The following is a 22,054-nucleotide window of genomic DNA, read 5'->3' as shown; positions in this document are numbered from 1 at the left end:
CGCCTTACAGGTCCTGCGCGATGGGCATGTCGATCGAGCCGTCGAGGAACTTCGTCGGCCCGTCATTGCCCGGCATGATGTCGAACTCGAAGATGTCCGTCGGCAGCCACAGGGTGGCGCAGGCATTCGGCACGTCGACGACGCCGGAGATGTGACCCTGGACCGGCGCGGTGCCGAGGATCGAATAGGCCTGGGCGCCCGAATAGCCGAACTTCTTCAGATATTCGATCGCGTTGAGGCAGGCCTGGCGATAGGCGATGTGGACGTCGAGATAATGCTGTTTGCCGGCCTCGTCGACGGAGATGCCCTCGAAGATGAGATAGTCGTCGTATTTCGGCGTGATCGGCGAGGGCCGGAAGATCGGGTTCTTGACCCCGTATTTCTTCATGCCGCCCTTGATCAGGCTGACCTTGATGTGCAGCCAGCCGGCCATCTCGATGGCGCCGCAGAAGGTGATCTCGCCGTCGCCCTGGCTGAAGTGGAGATCGCCCATGGAGAGCCCGGCCCCATCGACATAGACCGGGAAATAGACCTTCGAGCCGCGCGACAGATCCTTGATGTCACAATTGCCGCCATGCTCGCGCGGCGGCACGGTGCGCGCGCCCTCCGCCGCCGCCTTCGCCTTCGCCTCGCCCGTCAGCTTGCCCATATGGGCCGACTGGGTGTTCGGCAAAGCCGCCAGGGTCGGCACACGGTCCGGATCGGTGTCGAACAGCGCCTTCTCGCGGGTGTTCCAGTCGTCCAGCATCGCCCGGTCCGGCAGGCAGCCGATCAGGCCCGGATGAATGAGGCCGGCATAGCGCACGCCCGGCACGTGGCGCGACTTGGTGAACATGCCCTCGAAATCCCAGATCGACTTCTGGGCCAGCGGGTAGTGCTCGGTCAGGAAGCCGCCGCCATTCTGCTTGGAGAAGAAGCCGTTGAAGCCCCACAGGCTCTCCTCGAAGGCGCCGATGTCGAGGATGTCGACGACGAGGAGATCGCCGGGCTCGGCACCCTTCACCCCGATCGGGCCGGACAGGTAATGCACCTGCTCGAGCTCGACATCGCGCACGTCGGAGGCGTCGTCGTCATTCTTGATCTGGCCGCCGGTCCAGTCATGGGTCTCGACCTTGAAGTCGTCGCCCGGATTGACCCAGCAGGCCATCGGGATGTCGGGATGCCAGCGATTGTGGACCATCTCGTTGTCATGCGGCGACTGGGTCAAATCGACCTTGATCAGGGTGTCGGTCATGCCGTTGCGCTCCTTCGTTTCGGCTTCGGGAATGGTTGCCGGTCAGACCGACAGATATTTCGCGATGCGCGCCTCGTCGGCGCCGTCCACCGGCTCGTCATGGACAAGGTCGCCGTTCTCCAGCACCAGCACCCGGTCGGCGATGTCGAGGGCGAAGGACAGGACCTGTTCGGAGACGACGATGGACAGGCCCTTCTCGTCGCGGATACGCTTCAGCGTGCGGCCCATTTCGCGGATGATCGAGGGCTGGATGCCTTCGGTCGGCTCGTCGAGGAGCAGGACTTTGGGCCGCGAGGCGAGCGCGCGGGCGATCGCCAGCTGCTGCTGCTGGCCGCCCGACAGATTGCCGCCGCGCCGGCCCTTCATTTCCAGCAGCACCGGAAACAGCTCGTAGATGTCCTCCGGCACCTGGCTTTCGCCGGTCACCGTCAGGCCGGTCTCGATGTTCTCGCGCACCGTCATGGTGGAAAAGATCATACGCCCTTGCGGAACGTAGCCAAGACCGCCCTTCACCCGCTGGTGGCTCTTCGCGCCCGACATGTCGGCACCGTCCACCATCACGGCGCCGGAGGACTGGGGCACGATCCCCATCAGCGACTTCATCAGCGTCGTCTTGCCCATGCCGTTGCGGCCCATGACGGCGACGATCTCGCCGGGCGCCACGTCGAAGGTCAGGCCGTGCAGCACCTCGCTCGAGCCATAGGCGACATGCAGGTCGGAAATGTTCAGCATCGGCGTGCTCCTCAGTGCCCGAGATAGACTTCGACGACCTTGGGATCGGCCTTCACATGGGCCATGTCGCCCTCCGAGATGACCTTGCCCTGGTGCAGCACGGTGACCCGCGTCGCGATGTCCTCGGCGAACTTCATGTCGTGCTCGATGACGATCACCGAGCGGCCCTTGATGATGCGGTTGAGGAGTTCGGCGGTCTTGACCCGCTCCGACACGCTCATCCCGGCGACGGGCTCGTCGAGCATCAAAAGCTCGGGGTCCTGGATCAGCAGCATGCCGATCTCCAGCCACTGCTTCTGGCCGTGGCTGAGGAACTCGGCGCGATCGTCCAGATGGTCGGCGAGGAAGATCATCTCGGCGATCTCCTCCACACGGGCCCGCACCTCCGCGTCGCGCTTGGACGCCAGCGCCCCGAACACCGTGCGTCCCCGCGGGAAGGAGATCTCCAGATTCTCGAAGACCGTCAGGTCGTCGTAGATCGACGGGTTCTGGAATTTCCGCCCGACGCCGGCATGGACGATCTGATGCTCCTTCATCTTCGTCAGCTCCTGCCCGCGAAAGCGGATCGAGCCGGAGGACGCCTTGGTGCGCCCGCAGATCAGGTCGAGGGCCGTCGTCTTGCCGGCGCCGTTCGGGCCGATGATGACGCGGATCTCGTCGGGATCGACGTAGAAGGAGAGATCGTCCACCGCCTTGAAGCCATCGAAGGAGACGGTGAGACCTTCCACGGCTAGGAGAAACTCTTTGGGTGTCGTCATGGCGCGGGTCCTTATTCGGCGGCGGCGGGAGCGACCGCGGCGTCGGGCGTTCGGCGGTCGGCGAGCGGCGCGGGCGAGCGGCGCAGGAACCGGTCGATCAGCGGCCGCACATGGCTGGTGAAGATGCCGGCCAGGCCGTTCGGGAAGGCCATGACGACGACGATGAACAGCGCGCCCATGGCGAAGAGCCACAGTTCCGGGAAGCTCTCGGAGAAGGAGGTCTTGGCCCAGTTGACCAGAAGCGTGCCGTAGACCGCGCCGATCAGCGACAGGCGACCGCCGACGGCGCAGAAGATCACCATCTCGATCGACGGCACGATGCCGACGAAGGTCGGCGACATGAAGCCCACCTGCAGGGTGAACATCGCCCCGCCGACACCGGCAAGCGCCGCGGCAAAGCAGAACACGAAGGTCTTGAAGGCGGCGACGTCGTAGCCGGAGAAGCGGACCCGATCCTCCTTGTCGCGCAGCGCGACGAGGATGCGGCCGAGCTTGGAATTGCGCACGAGCATCGACAGGCCGATGGCACCGAGCAGCAGGAGCGCATTGACGAAATAGAGGATCGTCTTGGCGTCGTCGGTGCGGATGTCCCAGCCAAGCAGGGTGCGCAGGTCGGTGATGCCGTTGACGCCGCCCGTATAGCCCTGCTGGCCGATGATCAGGATGGTCAGGATCGCGGCGATGGCCTGGGTGATGATGGCGAAATAGACGCCGCCGACCCGCCGGGTGAACATCGCAAAGCCGATGACGAAGGCGAGGATCGCCGGCACCAGCACCACCGCCAGAAGGGTGAAGCCGAAGGAGTGGAACGGCTCCCAGAAGAAGGGCAGCTCGGTCAGCTGGTTCCAGTCCATGAAGTCCGGAATGCCCGGGGTTGACTGGATCGCCGTCGCCTCCGGCGTCGAGGCCTCCAGCTTCAGGAACATGGCCATGCAGTAGCCGCCGAGGCCGAAGAAGATGCCCTGCCCGAGGCTGAGAATGCCGGCCGAACCCCAGCACAGGACGAGGCCGACGGCGACGAAGGCGTAGGTCAGGTACTTGCCGACGAGGTTGAGGCGGAAGGCGTCGGTCATCGCCGGGATCACGACGATCAGCAGGGCTGCGAGGAGGAGGAAGCCGATCGCCTCGTATCGGCCGTTGGAAGACAGGAACTTCGTCATGGTTTGATCCTCACCGGCGGACTTTGAGGGTGAACAGGCCCTGCGGTCGCAGCATCAGGATGCCGACGACGGTCAGGAGGGTCAGCACCTTGGCCATCGACCCGGACAGGAAGAATTCCATGGTCGACTGGGCCTGGGAGATGGTGAAGGCCGAGGCGATGGTGCCCAGGAGGCTTGCCGCGCCGCCGAAGACGACGACCAGGAAGGTGTCGACGATGTAGAGCTGGCCGGCGCTCGGCCCGGTCGAGCCGATCATGGTGAAGGCGCTGCCGGCGACGCCGGCGATGCCGCAGCCCAGCCCGAAGGTCATCCGGTCGACCTTTTCGGTGTCGATGCCGACGGCGCCCGCCATGGTGCGGTTCTGGACAACGGCGCGGGTCTGCGCGCCAAGCCGCGAGCGGAACATGACGAGATAGACGCCGAGCGTGATGAGCAGCGTGATCGCCATGACGATGAGCCCGTTGATCGGGATCTCGATGATGTCGGTCAGAGGCAGCGAGCCCATCATCCAGCTCGGCAGGGTGACGCCCACCTCGCGCGCGCCGAAGATGGTGCGGTAGGTCTGCTGCAGGATCAGCGACAGGCCCCAGGTGGCCAGCAGCGTGTCGAGCGGGCGCTTGTAGAGAAAGCGGATCAGGCTCATCTCGACCGCCACGCCGAGGGCCCCGGAGGCGAAGAACGCCAGCACCACCGCCACGAAGAAGGAGATCGGCACCAGGGCCGGCAGGAACGCTTCGAAGAAGCCCGCGACCAGGTAGGTCACGTAGGCGCCCAGGATCATGAACTCGCCATGGGCCATGTTGATGACGCCCATCTGGCCGAAGATGATCGCGAGGCCGAGGGCCATGAGCACCAGAACCGAGAACAGCACCAGCCCGGCAAAGCCCTGCATGGCGAAGATCGATCCGAGTTCGCTCCAGGAATAGTCGGCAAACATCCGGGGCTCCTTGTTGGGCGGAAGGGGGCTCGGCGCACGGGTCGCGGGAAGCGGAACGTGTCGCGGGCGGGAAAACGGCTGGGTCGGGCAAGGGCCGGCGGATCGGCCGATCGGCGGACCGTCCGCAAGGGACGGCCCGCCGGAGCGTTGCGGCTTACTGGTAGCCTTCCGGGAACGGATCGGGCTCCATCAGCTCCTCGGTCTCGTAGACCACCTCGTACTGGCCGTCGGCCTGGGCGTGGCCGATGCGCGTCTTGGACCAGAGGTGATGGTTCTCGTGGATGCGCACATAGCCTTCCGGCGCGGTGGTCAGCTCGATGCCCGGGGACGCCTCGCGCACCGCGTCGATGTCGAAGCTGCCGGCCTTCTCGACCGCGGCCTTCCACAGCCAGGGGCCGAGATAGGCGGCCTGGGTCACGTCGCCGATGACGATGTCCTCGCCCCACATGTTCTTGAAGTCGGCGACGAACTTCTGGTTGTTCTCGTTCGGCAGGCTCTCGAAATACTTCATCGCGGCATAGGCGCCCTCGATGTTCTCGCCGCCGATGCCGCGGATCTCGTCCTCGGTCACCGAGATCGTCAAGAGGACCGGATCCTCCTTGGTCATGTCGATGCCGGCAGCCTTGAGCTGCTTGTAGAAGGCGACGTTGGAGCCGCCGACGACGATGGCGTAGATGACGTCCGGCTTCTTCAGCTTGATCTTGTTGATGACCGAGTTGAACTGGGTGTGGCCGAGCGGATAATAGTCCTCGCCGACGACTTCCAGGCCGAGCTTCTCGATGTGCTTGCGCGCGATCTTGTTGGAGGTGCGCGGCCAGATGTAATCTGAGCCGAGCAGGTAGAAGCTCTTGGCGTCCTTGTTCTTCACCACCCAGTCGATGCCCGACAGGATCTGCTGGGTCGCTTCCTGACCCGTGTAGATCACATTGGGCGACTCCTCGAGCCCCTCGTAGAAGGTCGGGTAGTAGAGCATGCCGTTATACTGCTCGAACACGGGCAGAACCGCCTTGCGCGATGCCGAGGTCCAGCAGCCGAACACTGCCGCGACCTTGTCCTCGACGAGCAGCTTCTTGGCCTTCTCGGCGAAGGTCGGCCAATCGGAGGCACCGTCTTCCTGGGTGTATTCGATCTTGCGGCCGAGGACGCCGCCCATGGCGTTGATCTGCTCGATGGCGAGCTTCTCGGCCTGGACGGAGCCGGTCTCCGAGATCGCCATGGTACCGGTGACCGAATGCAGGATGCCCACCTTCACGGTGTCCTCGGTGACCGCGAGGCCGGTGGTGTTCACCTCCTCGGTCGGCGGCGTCTGGGCGAAGGCGGCGCCCGCACCGGTCACGGCAAGTGTCAACGCCGCCGCGGTCCCCAGCAGAAGCTGGCGTCGCAGCCTGGAGCGCAGGCCGTCACCTCTGGTCGCGTCTGTCATCTGAAACCCCGTCTTTGGATGAATGAGCCCGGCGGTCCGGACTGACCACTCGGTTGACAGGGCGATCATCGCGACGAATGCTGCAGAGCAACAATACGCAGATTGACGTATTCCGGTGCTGACCGTCAGGCCCCATCATCCCGCCATGCGGACGGGCCTTTGCGACAGGACGGGCGGCAGATTCCAGCGTGCGGAAACGGGGACCGCGGGCCGGCGGTCGCTGTCATCCATCGACCACGCCACACGGCGAGGCGGCAATGTGAGGACGCGAATGCAGGACGGCTGTCTGTGCCTCTCCCGGGACGCGGCGTGAACGACCCGCGCAGCGCGCCCCAGCGCATCCTCCGGGTGCGCCGCAGCTACAACCAGTTCGTCGCCGACGAGACGCTGGAAGACTACGCCCTCCGCTTCACCGCCAAGAGCGCCCGGCGCTTCACGCCGATGCAGATCGCGATGACGGCGCTGGGCGGCATCTCGTTCCTCGCGCTGGAAGCCATCGGCGGCACGGTGACGCTGAGCTACGGCGTCGCCAACGCCCTGCCCGCCATCGCCTGCGTCGCCATCCTGATCTTCCTGGCCGGCCTGCCGATCTCGTTCTACGCCGCCAAATACGGCGTCGACATCGACCTTCTGACCCGCGGCGCCGGCTTCGGCTATCTCGGCTCGACGGTGACCTCGCTGATCTATGCGAGCTTCACCTTCATCTTCCTCGCCATCGAGGCGGCGATCATGGCGATGGCGCTGAAGATGACCATCGGCCTGCCGCTATGGGCCGGCTACATCGTCTGCGCCGTCGCCGTCATCCCCATCGTGACCCACGGCATCGCCCTGATCAGCCGCTTCCAGACGATCACCCAGCCGATCTGGGTGCTGCTCAACGTCGCCCCCTTCGTCGCCCTCGCGCTGGCCGGCGGCCTGCCCGACGCCGAATGGGCAGCCTATACCGGCACCCGCGGCGACGGCAGCTTCGACATCCTGCTGTTCGGCGGCGCGACGGCGATCCTCTTCGCTTTGACCGCGCAGCTCGGCGAACAGGTCGACTTCCTGCGCTTCATGCCGCGGCGCCGGGCCGGCCGGAGCGCCGCATGGTGGACCGCGCTGATCGCCGGCGGCCCCGGCTGGATCGTCGTCGGCACGCTGAAGATACTCGCCGGCTCGATGCTGGCGGTCTTCGTGGTCGGACAGGGCCTGTCGATCGCCGAGGCCCATCATCCCACGGTGATGTATCTGACCGCCTATGAGGCGATCATCCCGGACGCGACCGCGGCGCTGTGGATCACCGGCCTGTTCGTCGTCATCGCCCAGATGAAGATCAACGTCACCAACGCCTATGCCGGCTCGATCGCCTGGTCGAACTTCTTCTCCCGGCTCACCCACAGCCATCCGGGCCGCGTCGTCTGGGTGATCTTCAACGTCGCGATAGCGGTCCTGTTGATGGAGATGGGCATCCTGCAGGCGCTGGAGGAAATCCTGGCGCTCTACGCGATCCTTGCCGTCGCCTGGGTTGCGCCCCTCGTCGCCGATCTCGTCGTCAACAAGCCGCTCGGCCTGTCGCCGGCCCATATCGAGTTCAAGCGGGCGCATCTCTACGACATCAACCCGGTCGGCTTCGGCGCCATGGGCACCGGCATCATCCTTGGCGCCCTCGCCCATGTGGGCCTGTTCGGCGAGCTCCTGGCCGCCCTGTCGGTGTTCGTGACGCTGATCGCCGCCTTCGTCGCGGCTCCGGCCATCGCCTATGCCACCGACGGCCGCTATTATCTGGCCCGCAGGGCACGCGACGACTGGGCCGGTCTGCCGACGCTGGCCTGCTGCATCTGCGAGCACGAATTCGAGCGCGAGGACATGGCCTCCTGTCCGGCCTATGCCGGGCCGATCTGCTCGCTCTGCTGCACGCTCGACGCGCGCTGCAACGACCTGTGCAAGACCGGCAGCCGGGCCCGCGAACAGATCGTCGACGGGCTGGCGCGCAACGTCTCCACCCGCCTCGCCGCCTTCGCCGATTCCGCCCGCGGCCATTATCTGGCGATCTTCCTGACCCTGATCGGCTTCAGCGCCGCCGCCCTGTCGCTGATCTACCTGCAGGCGACCCTGACCCGCTCGGCCGATCCGTCCACCGCGGCCATGGTGCTGGCGCAGGTCTTCGTCATCCTGATCATCTTCATCGGCATCGCCTCCTGGGTCTTCGTCCTCGCCCATGAAAGCCGCCGCGTCGCGCTCGAGGAGACGCGGCACCAGACCGGGCTTCTGACCCGCGAGATCGAGGCGCATCGCATCACCGACGCCGAGCTGCAGCGGGCCAAGGAAAAGGCCGAGGCCGCGAGCCTCGCCAAGACCCGCTTCGTCGTCGGCATGAGCCACGAATTGCGCACGCCGCTCAATTCGCTGCTCGGCTTCGCCCAGATTCTCGACAAGGATACGGCCATCCCCGAAAAACGCCGCGAGGGCGTCAAGGTGATCCGCCGCAGCGGCGAGCATCTGGCCGGGCTGATCGACGGCCTGCTCGACATTTCCCGCATCGAGGCCGGCAAGCTGGAGATCTACCGCGACGAATTCGCCCTCGGCCCGCTTCTGTCGCAGATCGTCGAGATGTTCCGCCTGCAGGCCGGCAATGCCGGCATCGGCTTCGTCTACAGGGTCGAGGGGGCCCTGCCGGACATCGTGCGCGGCGACGCCAAGCGCACCCGGCAGATCCTGATCAATCTCCTGTCGAACGCCATCAAGTTCACCCGCGAGGGCCAGGTGACCCTGACGGTGCGCTATCGCAGCCAGATCGCCGAATTCGCCATCTCCGACACCGGACCGGGGATCGCCGAGGAACATGTCGAGCGCGTTTTCGAGCCCTTCGAGCGCATCGAGGACGGCGCCGCGCGGCCGGTGCCCGGCATGGGGCTCGGCCTCACCATCACCAAGCTGCTCGCCGAGATCCTGGGCGGCGACGTCCGGCTGGCCTCGACGCTCGGTGTCGGCAGCACCTTCACGGTCCGGCTGATGCTGGCGACCGTCGTCGCCCCCGTCGGGGTCGTGGCCCAGCGCCGGGAGGTCACCGGCTATCGCGGCGAACGCCGGACCGTGCTCGTCGTCGACGACGAGCCGGTGCACCGGCAGCTGGTCGAGGAAATCCTGACACCGATCGGCTTTACCGTCCTGACCGCCGATGGCGGCGAGACCGGCCTGCGCATGGCCCGGCTCGCCGAGCCCGACCTCGTCATTCTCGACGTCAGCATGCCCGGCCAGAGCGGCTGGGAGGTCGCCGAGCGCATTGCCGCGGACGGGATCGCGAGCCGGATCGTCATGCTGTCGGCCGACGCCCGGCCCCAGTCGATCACCGGACCGATCGCCGACTGGGTGTCCAAGCCGCTGGTGATCGACACCCTGCTCGACACCATCGCCCGCACGCTGGGTCTCGAATGGCTGCATGACGACGAACCGGCAGGCGACGCGCCGGTCGCACCGGCTCCGGTGTCCGGCGAAAGCGACGGTGTCGACGACTTCGGCGCCCTTGCGGAGATCGACCGTAGCGACCTGCAGGCGCTGGTGGAGATTGGCCATGTGCGGGGGATCAACGCCAAGCTGGACGAGATCGCCCGCCGCGACCCGGGCGCCGCGGCCGGCGTCGCCCAGCTCCGCCTCGCCGTCGAGCGGATGGATTTCGATGCCGTCGAAACGCTTCTGGCGGGAGGCGGGCGATGAACGCGGAACGCGGCGGCCACCGCACCACCGTCCTGGTGGTCGACGATTCGCCCGACACGATCAGCCTGTTGCGCACCGCGCTGGAGGACGAGGGCATGACCGTGCTCGTGGCCGCCAGCGGGTCGCGGGCACTCGCCATTGCCCGCCGGGCGATCCCGGACATCATCCTGATGGATGCCGTCATGCCCGGCACCGACGGGTTCGAGACCACCCGGCAGATCAAGGCCGACAGCCGTCTGGCCGACATTCCGGTGATCTTCATGACCGGGCTCAGCGAGACCGAGCACGTGCTCGAGGCCTTCGAGGCCGGCGGGGTCGACTACGTCACCAAGCCTGTCGTCATCGAGCAGGTCTTCGCCCGCATGCGCGTCCACCAGGCGAATGCCCGCAAGACCCGCTCGGCCCGGCTCGCCCTCGACAGCGCCGGCCGGCATCTCTTCGCCATCGACGCGTCGGGCGAGGTTCTCTGGACGACGCCATGGGCCCGCCGCCACATTCTGGAAGCCGCCGAGGGGCCGATCCCCGCGAGCGTCCTGAAGACCATCCTCGCCAGCCTGCGCGAAGGCCGCGCGACCGCAACGGAGATCGGCACCGGCCTGAGCTTCGCCTTTCTGGGCGAGGCGGGGGACGGCGAATTCCTGCTGCGGGTCTCGCAGGTCGCCAGCGACGCGACGCTGATCGCGTCCCTCAATGCGAAACTGCCGATCTCGCCGCGCGAGGCCGAGGTGCTGCTGTGGCTGTCGCGCGGCAAGTCGAACCAGGACATCGCCGACATCCTCAAGCTGAGCGTGCGGACGGTGAACAAGCATCTGGAGACGGTTTTCCGCAAGCTCGGCGTCGAGAACCGCTCGGCCGCCACCGCGATCGCCATGGAACAGATCCGCGAATTCGTCTGACCGCCCGCCGGCAAGAACGGCCGGTACCGCAGGCACCAAATTTCTTCACCCTGCCCCAGGCAAGATTCCGGCAGGTCCGGCATCCCGCGCGGTTCCTGCGGGAACTTCTGCGCTCGCAACTCCTTGGCCAAGAGGCAACGGCAAGGTGGCGCGCGGGACGCCGCAGGAAGGACGATGGAGCATGAGCAACGCCGCAGCGAACGACAGCAATTCGTCGGCCGTCCTCTACCGGATGGTCATGGAGGAGCATGTCTGCCCCTACGGGCTGAAGTCGAAGGACCTTCTCGAGCGCGAAGGGTTCGCGGTCGACGACAACTGGCTGACCACCCGCGAGGAGACCGACGCCTTCAAGGCGAAGCATGGCGTCGAGACGACGCCGCAGGCCTTCATCGGCGGCGAGCGCGTCGGCGGCTACACGGACCTGCGCGAACATTTCGGCAAGTCGGTCCAGTCTGAGGACGAGACCACCTACCAGCCGGTGATCGCCATCTTCTCGGTCGCCTTCCTGATGGCGCTGGCGGTCTCCTTCGCTGCCTATGAGACGCTCTTCACCGTGCGGGCGATCGAGTGGTTCTTCGCCATCTCCATGTGCCTGCTCGGCATCCAGAAGCTGCAGGACGTCGAAAGCTTCTCGACCATGTTCCTGAACTACGACCTCCTGGCGAAGCGATGGGTGCGCTACAGCAAGATCTACCCGTTCGGCGAGACGCTGGCCGGCGTGCTGATGATCGCCGGCACCCTCACCTGGCTGTCGGCGCCGATCGCGCTGATCATCGGGACGATCGGCGCCGTGTCGGTCTTCTATGCGGTCTATGTGCAGAAGCGCGAACTCAAATGCGCCTGCGCCGGCGGCGGCTCGAACGTGCCTTTGGGCTTCGTGTCGCTGACCGAGAACCTCGTGATGATCGGCATGGGCCTTTGGATGCCCCTGCGCATGATGCTGTGGGGCTGAGCTCCGGGGCACTGCAATCGGAGGGCGGCAAGGCCGAAACCTCGCCGCCCCGGGATCTGATCGTTCAGGCGGCGTCGCTCACCATTGTTCCTGCGCGGCGCGCAGCATCAGCGTGTCGTAGCTGTAGTCGGAGATCCGCCACCACTGGTAGGTCCGGTCGCGATATTCCATCTGGTGGTCGAGCAGCTTCTTGAAGGCCGGGCTCTTCTCGCCAAGCTCCGCATAGACCTCCCTGGCCGCTGCGTAGCTCTTCTGCAGGACGTCCTGCGGGAAGGCGCGCAATTGCGTGCCCTCGGACAGCAGACGAGCGAGGGCGATCGGGTTCTGGACGTCGTATTTCGCCGTCATCTCGGTGCCGGCGGCCATCGCCGCCGTCCGCACGATCGACTGGTAGCTGGCCGGCAGCGCGTTCCACTTTTCCAGATTGATGAAGAAGCTGAGCGACGCCGCGCCCTCCCAGAAGCCCGGGAAGTAATAGAAGGGCGCGATCTTCGACAGGCCAAGATTCTGGTCGTCCTGCGGGCCGACGAATTCGGCGGCGTCAATGGTCCCGCGCTCCAGCGAGGGGTAGATGTCGCCCGCCGCGATCTGCGTGGGCACAAGGCCGAGCCGCTGCAGGACGTTGCCGGCGAGACCGCCGATCCGCATCTTCAGCCCCTTCAGATCCTCGGCGCTGTTGATCTCCTTGCGGAACCAGCCGCCCATCTGGGTGCCGGTGTTGCCGGCCGGGAAATGCACCAGATCGTAGGTCGCGCAGAACTCGTTGAAGAGGTCGTTGCCGCCGCCCTCGTAGAACCAGCCATTCTGCTGGCGGGCATTCGGGCCGAACGGAATGCAGGTGCCGAAGGCGAAGGCCGGGTCCTGGCCGATATAGAAATAGGAGCCGGTCTGGCCCATCTCGACGGTGCCGCGCTGGACGCCGTCGACGATGCTCAGCGGCGGAATGATCTCGCCGGCGGCAAAGACCTGGATCTGGAAGCGACCGTCCGTCGCCTCGGTCACGGCCTTGGCGAAGGAATCAGCCGCGCCGTAGATCGTGTTCAGCGATTTCGGATAGCTCGATTGCAGGCGCCAGATCACCTCCGGCTGCGACTGCGCCAGCGCCGGTGCGGCGAGCGAACTGCCGACGGCGCCCAGTCCGGCCGTCGCGATGAAGTTTCTGCGGTCCATTACTCTTCCCCCGTTTCGGTGGCCCGGATGGGTCCGGGCGCCTCCCCGGCGCGTGCGCCTGGCGCCGCGCCGCATGTTCACATCGCCGTCGTCAGGCCGCCGTCCACCACGAGGACATGCCCCGTGACGTAGGATGCCGCGGGCGAGGCCAGGAACACCGCCGCGCCGGCGATCTCCGGTGGCTGTCCCCAGCGCCCGATCAATGACCGGCCGGCGAAATGCTCCGCGGCCTTCGGATCGGCGATCAGATCGGCATTGGCTTCCGTCGCAAAGCCGCCCGGCGCGATCGCGTTGCTGGTGATGCCATGCCGGCCGTATTCGGCCGCCAGCGCCCGCACCAGACCGGTGAGCCCGTGCTTGGAGGCCGTATAGACGGCATCGTTGGCGCGGGCGACATGGCCGGCGATCGACGTCATCATGATCAGCCGGCCATGGACCTGCGGCACCATCAGCGCCGCCGCCTCGCGAGCAAGGACGATGCCGGCGGTCAGATTGGTGTCGATGAGCGCACGGATGTCGGCATCGGAAAACTCCGCCAGCGGCTTGCGGTCGCGGGCCCCGGCATTGTGCACGAGAATGTCCAGCCTACCGGCGTCCGCATGGATTCGGCGCAGCGCCGCGCGCGTCGCATCGGTATCGGTGAAATCGAAATCGGCAACGACCGGCTCATGCGCGGTGCCGCTGATGCTGCCCGCCGCCGCCTCGAGGCGCGACCGGTCGCGGCCGGCCAGAACGACCCGGGCCCCCGCCTCGGCCATGGCCCGCGCGACCTCCAGCCCGAGCCCGCGGCTTGCGCCGGTGACCAGCGCCACCTGCCCGTCGAGCGAAAACAGGCCGGGCACGGGGCGTGATGCGGCTTGCAGCGTCACGCGATCCGCCACGGCCCGGCATGTCCGACTGTCGCCCCGTTCGTCATCGATCCCCCCGAACCGCCGCCGCATGCGCCGCCGGTCATGGCGCGCGTCGTGCCCCGCAGCGCAGCGCATACGATACGATTCGTCCCGGACTGTCATGCGGTATTATGACAGCCCTGAGAGGCGGAAGACATGCGCGCCATCCGCAAATGAAGGCAAAGTTTCGGGGCCCGGCGACAGATCGCACTGGTTTGTGCGCCGCACTCTGTGATTACCTTCCCGAAGCGCCGGTTCATCGGTGCTTTGCCGCATCGGGAGAGTGCGGCTGATCACCGTCTGGGAGGACAACATGACGAGGCTTCTCAAAGCTGCCGTATCGGCAGCCACCATCATGCTCGCGACCGGCGCCCATGCCGAGACCGCCGACAAGCGCATTGCCCTGTCCAACAATTACGCCGGCAATTCCTGGCGCCAGGCCATGCTGGAAAGCTGGAAGACCGTGACCGACAAGGCCGTGGCCGACGGCATCGTCGCCGAAGCCGACGCCTTCACCACCGCCGAGAACCAGGCCACCGAGCAGGCCGCGCAGATCCAGAACATGATCCTGCAGGGCTACGACGCGATCGTCATCAATGCGGCGTCGCCGACGGCGCTGAACGGCGCCATCAAGGAAGCCTGCGATGCCGGCATCACCGTCGTCTCCTTCGACGGCATCGTCGAGGAGCCCTGCGCCTGGCGGATCGCCGTCGACTTCAAGCAGATGGGCGCCGACCAGATCGACTATCTGAAGGGCCGCCTGCCCGACGGCGGCAATCTGCTCGAGATCCGCGGGCTGGCCGGCGTCTTCGTCGACGACGCCATCTCGTCCGGCATCCATGCCGGCGTCGAGGCCAATCCGCAGTTCAAGATCGTCGGCTCGGTGCATGGCGACTGGGCCCAGGACGTGGCGCAGAAGGCCGTCGCCGGCGTGCTGCCGTCCCTGCCGGAAGTGGTCGGCGTCGCGACCCAGGGCGGCGACGGCTACGGCGCGGCCCAGGCCTTCGAGGCCGCTGGCCGGCCGACGCCGATCATCGTCATGGGCAACCGCCAGGACGAGCTGACCTGGTGGGCCGAGCAGCGCGACGCCAATGGCTACGAGACCATGTCGGTCTCGATCGCGCCGGGCGTGTCCACCCTCGCCTTCTGGGTCGCCCAGCAGATCCTCGACGGCAAGGAGGTGCCGAAGGATCTGACCGTGCCGTTCCTGCGGATCGACCAGGACGGGCTCGACGAGGCCCTGAAGACGACGCCCGAGGGCGGCGTCGCCAATGTCGAGTACACGCTGGAAGACGCCCAGGGCGTGATCGCCGGCACCAACTGAGTTCGGACCCGATGACGACAGGCAGTGACGCTCCGGGGGCAGCCGGCCCCCGGGGGAACATTCTGGTCGCGCTGCAGAACGCGCGCAAATCCTTCGGGCCTGTCCGGGCTCTCGACACGGTCGACCTGACGGTGACGGGCGGCGAATGCCTCGCTCTCGTCGGCCATAACGGCGCCGGCAAGTCGACCCTGGTCAATCTGATCAACGGCAATCTGGAGCCCAGCGAAGGCGCGGTCCGATACGGCCTGGCCGACGGCAGCACCGGTTCGGGCCAGATCGCGCGGCGCCGGGCCGGCGTGCGCGCCGTGCATCAGGAGCTGTCGCTCTGCCCCAACCTGACCGTCGCCGAGAATGTTCGCATTTCCCAGCGCGACCTCACCGGTCGCGGCTGGCGCGGCCGGGCGGCGCAACGCGTCATGGCCGCCCTCGACGAGATCTTTAGAGGCCACCGCATTCAGCCCGAGGCGATCGTCGGCGACCTGACCCTGACCGAGCGCCAGATGGTCGAGGTGGCGATCGGCTTTGCCGACGGCGCCGAACCGGCGCGGCTGGTCATTCTGGATGAACCGACCTCCTCGCTGGACGGCTCGATCGCCGGGCAGCTCCTCGCCCATGTCCGCCGCTTCTGCGCCGGGGGCGGCTCGGTCATCTTCATCTCCCACATGCTGGGCGAGGTCTTCGACGTGGCGACCCGGATCGCCGTGATGAAGGACGGCCGCGTCATCGCCGATCGCGAGGCCGGGCACTTCACCCGGCAATCGCTGGTCTCGGCGATGGGCCATGTCGCCTCCGAAAAGGCCGCGCAGCGCGTGCGGCCGCAGGGCGACGACATCCTGTCCACACCCGAAGGGCTGAAGGCACGGCGCGGCGAGATCGTCGGCCTTGCCGGGCTGGCCGGCCACGGCCAGGCCGAAGCGCTGGCTGCCTTCTACCTGTCGCAGACCTCGAACTGGCGGGCCCGGGCGCCGCAGGCGGTCTTCGTCGCCGGCGACCGAGGCCGCGACGGCATCTTTCCGCTGTGGTCGATCCTGCGCAATGCGACGCTGGCCGCTCTGCCGCGACTGACGCGCCGGGGCATGGTCGACCGCGACGGCGAACGGACTCTCGCCGAGGACTGGCGCGAGAAGATCGGCATCCGCACCGACGACATCGACAACCCGATCCTGTCCCTGTCCGGCGGCAACCAGCAGAAGGTGCTGTTCGCCCGAGCGCTGGCGACCGAGGCCCCGATCGTCGTCATGGACGACCCGATGCGCGGCGTCGACATCGGCACCAAGACCCAGGTCTACGAGATGATCCGCCGCGAGGCCGACGCCGGCCGCACCTTCCTCTGGTATTCGACCGAGATCGACGAGACGTGCCTGTGCGACCGCGTCTTCGTCTATCGCAACGGTGCCATCGCCGCCGAGCTGACCGGCGCCGCGATCACCGAGGAGCAGATCCTGTCGAACAGCTTCGAGATGCAGGGTCAGGCCGCATGAAGCCGAATCTGCGCATTCTCCTGCCGGTGCTCTCGCTGGCGCTCTTGCTCGGCGCGGTCTTCGTCATCCAGCCTCGCACGATGAGCTATCTCGGGCTGAACCTGCTGTTCAACCTGGCGGTGCCGATCGCGCTCGCCACCGTCGCCCAGATGATCATCATCATGGTCAACGACATCGACCTGTCGGTCGGCACCTTCGTCAGCTTCGTGGCCTGCGTCACCGCCACATGGCTGAATGACGCGCCGCTGATCGGCGCCGCCATTCTGGCGGCCTCGGTTCTGGCCTATGCCGGGCTCGGCGCGCTGATCCAGGCCCGCGGCCTGCCGGCCATCGTCGTCACCCTCGGCATGTCCTTCGTCTGGGCCGGGCTGGCGCTGATGATCCTGCCCTCGCCGGGCGGTGCCTCGCCGGGCTGGCTGCGCTGGCTGATGACGGCCAAGCCGCCGGTCGCGCCGATGGCGATCGTCGCCAGCGTGCTGATTGCCGGCCTCGCCCATCTCCTGATCATGCGCTCCTCCTTCGGCACCGTGCTGCGCGGCTTCGGCGGCAACGAGCGGACCCTGGCGCGGGCCGGATGGTCGCTGATCCGCCTGCGCGCCAGCGCCTATGCCCTGTCGGCGGTCTTCGGCATCCTGTCGGGCATGACCCTCGTCGGCCTGTCGACCGCCGCCGACGCCAATATCGCGCTGCGCTACACGCTGCTGTCGATCGCCGGCGTGATTCTGGGCGGCGGCGAGTTCACCGGCGGCCGCATCTCGCCGGTCGGCGCGGTGATCGGCGCCCTGACGCTGGCCCTGGCCGGCAGCTTCCTGTCCTTCATCCGCCTGTCGCCCGACTGGCAGATCGGCGCCCAGGGGATCATCCTGATCATCGTGCTCGCCGCGCGGCTGCTCCTGTCGGTCCGGCGGCGCAACCGGGGCGTGGCGGCATGATCGCGACGCTCTTCTCGCGCGCCTGGATCTGGGCCTTCGTCGCGGCGGGCATCACCTTCGCCTTCACCGCAGCGATTGGACAAACCGCCGGCGGCACCGGCCTTCTGGTCGCGGCGCTGACCTTCTCGGCCTTTTCGGTCATCGTCGGTCTCGGCCAGATGTTCGTCATCACGCTGGGACCGGGCAATGTCGACCTGTCGATCCCGGCGACCATGACCCTCGCCGGCACCGTGTCGCTGAAATATATGGGCGGCGCGGCCGGGGCCGACGTCGCGCTTGTCGGGCTCCTGGTCGCACTGGGCATCGGCCTTGGTGCCGGCATCGCCAATTTCGCGCTGATCAAGCTCCTGCGGATCCCGCCGATCATTGCGACCCTCGCCTCGTCCTTCGTCTATCTGTCGCTGGCGATCTGGTCGAACCGCGGCATCCGCATCAAGCCGCCCGAGGCGCTGTCCGATTTCGCCATCGGGCGCAGTCTCGGCGTGCCCAATGTCGCCTGGCTGGCGCTCGTCATCGCCGTCATTGCCTGGGTAGCGCTCAATCGCGCCGCCTATGGGCGCAATTTGTCCGCTAGCGGCCAGAACCCGCGCGCAGCGCGGCTCGCCGGCGTGCCCGTCGATGCGGTGCGGGCCATCACCTACGTTCTCTGCGCCGGCCTCGCCGGGCTCACCGGGTTCCTGCTGTCGTGCTTTTCCGGCGGCGCCGCGCTCAACATGGGCACGGAATATCTCCTGACCTCGATCGCCGTCGTGGTCATCGGCGGCTCCTCCATCGGCGGCGGCCGCTCCAACGTCCCCGGCATCTGGGCCGGCGCGCTGTTCCTGTTCCTCATCGTCTCGATGCTGAATTCCTACGGCCTCGGCGCCGGCGTTCGCCTCTTGATGACCGGCCTCATTATCATCGCCATCGTCGCCGCCGGCAGCCGGCCAGTCAGGGGCTGAGGTCCGACAGCAATCGGGGAGTCCGGATCGACGCTGCCGGAAGGCCCCGGCGGGACCCCGCGGGTCGCCGGCTCTGAGGGGCACGGCACCATCTCCTCGGTCGCCGCAGTTCCCCTCTTCGCGGCAGAGACGAGGGGCGATACGGGCGCGCCCCGCGCCGCGATCGCGAACTTTGCAGTTGGCTTTGACTTGATCTGCGGAACGCACCGGCGATCGCTTGCGAACGACACGGCATCTATAATACCCCTGCATACAGAAGAATACGAATGCGGGAAATCGTGAGGGGAGCGGGACCATGCCAGGGACGGTACGGATCATTCAGGTGGAAGCGCTGACCGGCGTCGCGGCGGCCATTCTCGCGGCGAACGGCCTGCCGGCGGAGGATGCGCGCTATTGCGCCGAAAGTCTGGTCGAAGCGGATCTGCGCGGTGTGTCGTCCCACGGCGTCGCCCGCCTGCCGGTCTATGCCCGGCGCCTGAAAGAAGGCGTCCTCAACCCCGCTCCGACGCTCACCGTGACCGAGCGCATGCCGGTCGCCGCGCATGTCGACGGCGACAACGGCATCGGCTTCGTCGTCGCGCGCAAAGCGATGGACATCGCCATCGAGAAGGCCGCGATCTACGGCGTTGGCCTCGCCGCCGCCTCCCGCTCCAACCACTACGGCATGTCGTCGCTCTATGTGAACCGCGCGCTCGAGGCCGGACTGGCCTCCTTCGTCTTCACCAATGCGGCGCCGACCATGCCGGTGTGGGGCGGGCGCGACCCGTTTCTCGGCACCAATCCGCTGGCCATGGGCGCGCCGGGCCCCATCCCCTTCGTCCTCGACATGGCAACCTCGGTGGCCGCCAAGGGCAAGGTGCGCCGCGCGCTCGCGAAGGGCGAGACGATCCCGGAGGGCTGGGCGCTGGATGGCGAGGGCCGGCCGACCACCGATCCGGCCGCCGCGCTCGAGGGCGTGGTGCTGCCGCTGGGCGGTCCGAAGGGCTCGGGCGTCGCGGTGATGATCGACGTCCTGGCGGGCATCATGTCGGGCGCCGCCTCCGGCGATCGCGTGATCAACCAGAATGACGACTTCACCCGCGGCCAGGATGTCGGCCATTTCTTCCTGGCGATGCGGCCGGATCTGTTCATGCCGCCAGATGCCTATGCGGATCGCGCACGCGATTACGCCGAGCGGCTGAAGGCCGGCCGGAAAGCCGCGGGCTTCGAAGAGATCCTGCTACCGGGCGAGCCGGAAGCCCGCCGCGCCGAACAGGCGCGCCGCACGGGCCTGCCCCTCACCGCCCAGGACATCGCCTCGATCGATGCGGCGGCGAAGGACGCCGGCGTTCCGGGCCTTGGCTGACCAGGTCGTCCGCCGGCCTCGCCGTCGGGCGAGGCCGGAGGGTGATCGGTTCAGTCCGTCGGGGTCACGATGACCCCGGACTGGCGCAGGGCGCCGATCGCCGTGTCGTCATAGCCCAGTTCCGCAAGCAGTGCGTCGGTGTCGGCGCCCATCGCCGGAGGATCGGAGCGGATGCCGAGATCGTGGCCGGCGATCTGGAACGGCAGCCGCGGCAGCCTGGTCTTTGTCCCGTTGGGCATGGTCGTGGGCAGCAGCCCGCCAGTCGCCTCCAGGTGCGGATCGTCGAACAGATCCGCCGGCTCCGCGATCGGGGCGAAGGGAATGCGCGCCGCCTCGCAGAGCGCGATCGCCCCGGCCGAGTCGAGATTGCGGAAGACCTCCTGGACGATCGGGATCAGCCGGCCACGGGCAGCCACCCGCTGGTTGTTGGTCGCCAGTTCCGGATCGTTGCCCAGATCGTCGCGCTGCAGCGCCGCGCAAAAACGCTTCCAGTGGGCGTCGGTGGTGATCCCGACGAACATCTGCTCGCCGTCCTTGAGGGTGAACAGCTCGTAGACCGCCCAGGACGACCGGCGCGCCGGCATCGGCGGGACCGGTTCGTCGATCTGCGAGGCATAGGCTAGGTGCTGGCCGACCAGGAACACGCAGGATTCGAACAGGGCCGAGCCGACGGCGGCGCCCTTGCCGGTCTCGCCCCGCTGCATCAGCGCCGCGAGGATGCCGATCACCGCGAACATGCCGCCGGTGATGTCGACGACCGAGGTGCCCGCCCGCAACGGCTGCCCTGGCGGCCCCGTCATATAGGCGAGGCCGGCCATCATCTGCACGACCTCGTCCAGCGCCAGCCGGTTGTCGTAGGGCCCCTTGAGGAAGCCCTTCAGGCTGGCATTGACGAGGCGCGGATTGAGTTCGGCCACCGTCTCGGCCGACAGGCCCAGCCGGTCCATCGTGCCCGGCGCGAAATTCTCCACCAGGACGTCGGCGCTGCGCACCAGGCGATGGGCGATCTCCTGGCCCTCCGCCGTCTTCAGATCGAGCGCGATCGATCGCTTGTTGCGGTTGAAGAAGCCGAAATAGCCCGTCCCGAACCCCTTCAGGGTCCGGGTCGGGTCGCCCCGCGGGGCCGGCTCGATCTTGATCACGTCGGCCCCGAGATCGGCCAGGATGAGCCCGCAGGTCGGGCCCATCACCGTATGTCCGAAGTCGAGGACGCGGATGCCGGCTAGCGGCAGGCGTGCGGCTGGTTCGCTGGGCAAGGCTCAGGTCCGGAAGGACGGGTCGATCCGGTCCAGCTTGCGCAGCAGGCCCGGCCATTCCAGGACGCCGAACGGGCGGCGCGTCTCGGGCCGGTAGAGCGCGTTGGTCTTTTCGATGATCGCCTCCGGCGGCGTGCCGATCTCGGTATTGGCCGACATCGCCATCACCTGCACCTTGCAGGCCAGTTCGGCCCGGTAGATGTTCGAGAAGGCCTGGGCGACGGACGGCGCCACCGTCAGGAGGCCGTGATTGCGCAGGATGAGCAGGTCGGAATCGCCGAGATCGGCGACGATGGATTCCTGCTCGGCGAGATCGACGGCGACCGACTGGTAGTCGTGATAGCCGATCGTTGCGAAGCGCATCGCCGTCTGGGTCAGCGGCAGCAGGCCGCATTTCATCGTCGAGACCGCCATGCCAGCGGGGGTATGGGTGTGGATGACGCAATGCGCGTCCTCGCGCGCCCGATGAATGGCGCTGTGGATGACGAAGCCGGCACGGTTCGGTTCGTAGTCGAAGTCGGGCTTCTGGACGACATTGCCGTCGAGGTCGATCTTGATCAGGCTCGAGGCCGTGATCTCCTCGTAGAAATAGCCATAGGGATTGATGAGGAAGGTGTCCTCCTCGCCCGGCACGCGCACCGAGATGTGGTTGGCGATCATCTCGTCCATGCCCCACAGGGCGACGAGCCGGTAGGCCGCGGCAAGGTTCACCCGCGCTTCCCATTCCGCTTCGCTGACCTTGTCCTTCATCGACGCGATGTCGGTCGTGTAGTTCTTGGTCTTCAGAACCGCCATCGGGTCTTCGGCGACGATGTTCTTGTCATGCTTGGTCATGGCTCTTCCTCCTAGCGAGGCGGGCGCGCGAGGCTGCACCGCCGCTGCGACAGCCGCCCTCGCTCCCGGGCGGCATGGCATTCGATGCCCCAGTCA

18 protein-coding genes are annotated in these 22,054 nt (G+C 67.1%); 8 read left to right on the top strand and 10 right to left on the bottom strand.

What is annotated here, in order from left to right:
- Nucleotides 1–4: 4 nt before the first annotated feature.
- The 6 genes from fmdA to urtA form a co-directional block, all read right to left on the bottom strand.
- Complete coding sequence (fmdA, locus tag H536_RS0120000; RefSeq protein ID WP_024352136.1) at nucleotides 5–1,234, bottom strand: formamidase; 1,230 nt, start codon at nucleotides 1,232–1,234, stop codon at nucleotides 5–7.
- Between the two features lie 42 nt (nucleotides 1,235–1,276).
- Entirely contained in the window at nucleotides 1,277–1,966 is a 690-nt protein-coding gene (urtE, locus tag H536_RS0119995; RefSeq protein ID WP_024352135.1) for an urea ABC transporter ATP-binding subunit UrtE, read from the bottom strand.
- Nucleotides 1,967–1,977: 11 nt separating this feature from the next.
- A complete protein-coding gene (gene urtD / locus H536_RS0119990) occupies nucleotides 1,978–2,724 on the bottom strand; it encodes an urea ABC transporter ATP-binding protein UrtD (RefSeq protein WP_024352134.1) in 747 nt (248 codons plus the stop codon).
- A gap of 11 nt (nucleotides 2,725–2,735) precedes the next feature.
- Nucleotides 2,736–3,884 carry an urea ABC transporter permease subunit UrtC gene (gene urtC / locus H536_RS0119985; RefSeq protein ID WP_024352133.1) on the bottom strand — a complete coding sequence of 383 codons (1,149 nt, stop codon included), beginning with the start codon at nucleotides 3,882–3,884 and terminating at the stop codon, nucleotides 2,736–2,738.
- Between the two features lie 10 nt (nucleotides 3,885–3,894).
- Nucleotides 3,895–4,821, bottom strand: a complete 927-nt coding sequence (gene urtB, locus H536_RS0119980) for an urea ABC transporter permease subunit UrtB (RefSeq protein ID WP_024352132.1) — start codon at nucleotides 4,819–4,821, stop codon at nucleotides 3,895–3,897.
- Nucleotides 4,822–4,975: 154 nt separating this feature from the next.
- A complete protein-coding gene (urtA, locus tag H536_RS0119975) occupies nucleotides 4,976–6,244 on the bottom strand; it encodes an urea ABC transporter substrate-binding protein (protein ID WP_024352131.1) in 1,269 nt (422 codons plus the stop codon).
- A 309-nt stretch (nucleotides 6,245–6,553) separates the two neighbouring features.
- On the opposite strand from urtA, the gene H536_RS0119970 reads away from it, so the two are divergent.
- From H536_RS0119970 to H536_RS0119960, 3 genes are all read left to right on the top strand, one after another.
- Complete coding sequence (locus H536_RS0119970; protein ID WP_024352130.1) at nucleotides 6,554–9,937, top strand: hybrid sensor histidine kinase/response regulator; 3,384 nt, start codon at nucleotides 6,554–6,556, stop codon at nucleotides 9,935–9,937.
- The gene (locus H536_RS0119965) at nucleotides 9,934–10,833 is read left to right on the top strand and encodes a response regulator transcription factor (protein ID WP_024352129.1); all 900 of its coding nucleotides are present in this window, start codon (nucleotides 9,934–9,936) and stop codon (nucleotides 10,831–10,833) included. The genes H536_RS0119970 and H536_RS0119965 overlap by 4 nt, the downstream gene beginning before the upstream one ends.
- Before the next feature lie 181 nt (nucleotides 10,834–11,014).
- Nucleotides 11,015–11,785 carry a MauE/DoxX family redox-associated membrane protein gene (locus H536_RS0119960; protein ID WP_024352128.1) on the top strand — a complete coding sequence of 257 codons (771 nt, stop codon included), beginning with the start codon at nucleotides 11,015–11,017 and terminating at the stop codon, nucleotides 11,783–11,785.
- Between the two features lie 78 nt (nucleotides 11,786–11,863).
- On the opposite strand, the gene H536_RS0119955 is transcribed toward H536_RS0119960, so the two are convergent.
- Nucleotides 11,864–12,955: a TRAP transporter substrate-binding protein gene (locus H536_RS0119955; protein ID WP_024352127.1), complete on the bottom strand. Its 1,092-nt coding sequence runs from the start codon at nucleotides 12,953–12,955 to the stop codon at nucleotides 11,864–11,866.
- A 77-nt stretch (nucleotides 12,956–13,032) separates the two neighbouring features.
- Complete coding sequence (locus H536_RS0119950) at nucleotides 13,033–13,824, bottom strand: SDR family oxidoreductase (protein WP_244877524.1); 792 nt, start codon at nucleotides 13,822–13,824, stop codon at nucleotides 13,033–13,035.
- Between the two features lie 334 nt (nucleotides 13,825–14,158).
- Here H536_RS0119950 and H536_RS0119940 point away from each other — a divergent pair, with 334 nt between their 5' ends.
- The 5 genes from H536_RS0119940 (at nucleotide 14,159) to H536_RS0119920 (ending at nucleotide 19,868) form a co-directional block, all read left to right on the top strand.
- Nucleotides 14,159–15,169, top strand: coding sequence for an ABC transporter substrate-binding protein (locus H536_RS0119940; RefSeq protein WP_009208008.1), 1,011 nt, complete (start codon nucleotides 14,159–14,161; stop codon nucleotides 15,167–15,169).
- Between the two features lie 11 nt (nucleotides 15,170–15,180).
- Nucleotides 15,181–16,650, top strand: coding sequence for a sugar ABC transporter ATP-binding protein (locus H536_RS0119935; RefSeq protein ID WP_024352125.1), 1,470 nt, complete (start codon nucleotides 15,181–15,183; stop codon nucleotides 16,648–16,650).
- A complete protein-coding gene (locus H536_RS0119930) occupies nucleotides 16,647–17,582 on the top strand; it encodes an ABC transporter permease (protein ID WP_024352124.1) in 936 nt (311 codons plus the stop codon). Before H536_RS0119935 ends, H536_RS0119930 begins: the two co-directional genes overlap by 4 nt.
- A complete protein-coding gene (locus H536_RS0119925) occupies nucleotides 17,579–18,523 on the top strand; it encodes an ABC transporter permease (RefSeq protein ID WP_009208005.1) in 945 nt (314 codons plus the stop codon). The genes H536_RS0119930 and H536_RS0119925 overlap by 4 nt, the downstream gene beginning before the upstream one ends.
- A 295-nt stretch (nucleotides 18,524–18,818) precedes the next feature.
- Entirely contained in the window at nucleotides 18,819–19,868 is a 1,050-nt protein-coding gene (locus H536_RS0119920; protein ID WP_035695255.1) for an Ldh family oxidoreductase, read from the top strand.
- 50 nt (nucleotides 19,869–19,918) lie between these two features.
- Here the strand turns inward: H536_RS0119920 and H536_RS0119915 are convergent, their stop codons facing one another.
- Nucleotides 19,919–21,124 carry a CaiB/BaiF CoA transferase family protein gene (locus H536_RS0119915; RefSeq protein WP_024352122.1) on the bottom strand — a complete coding sequence of 402 codons (1,206 nt, stop codon included), beginning with the start codon at nucleotides 21,122–21,124 and terminating at the stop codon, nucleotides 19,919–19,921.
- A gap of 3 nt (nucleotides 21,125–21,127) precedes the next feature.
- Nucleotides 21,128–21,919 carry a class II aldolase/adducin family protein gene (locus H536_RS0119910; RefSeq protein WP_024352121.1) on the bottom strand — a complete coding sequence of 264 codons (792 nt, stop codon included), beginning with the start codon at nucleotides 21,917–21,919 and terminating at the stop codon, nucleotides 21,128–21,130.
- Nucleotides 21,920–22,054: the final 135 nt, after the last annotated feature.

Source organism: Aurantimonas coralicida DSM 14790, from assembly GCF_000421645.1.
Lineage (GTDB): Bacteria > Pseudomonadota > Alphaproteobacteria > Rhizobiales > Rhizobiaceae > Aurantimonas > Aurantimonas coralicida.
The sequence above is the reverse complement of the archived record's forward strand: the minus strand, read 5'-3'. Positions and strand labels throughout refer to the sequence as shown.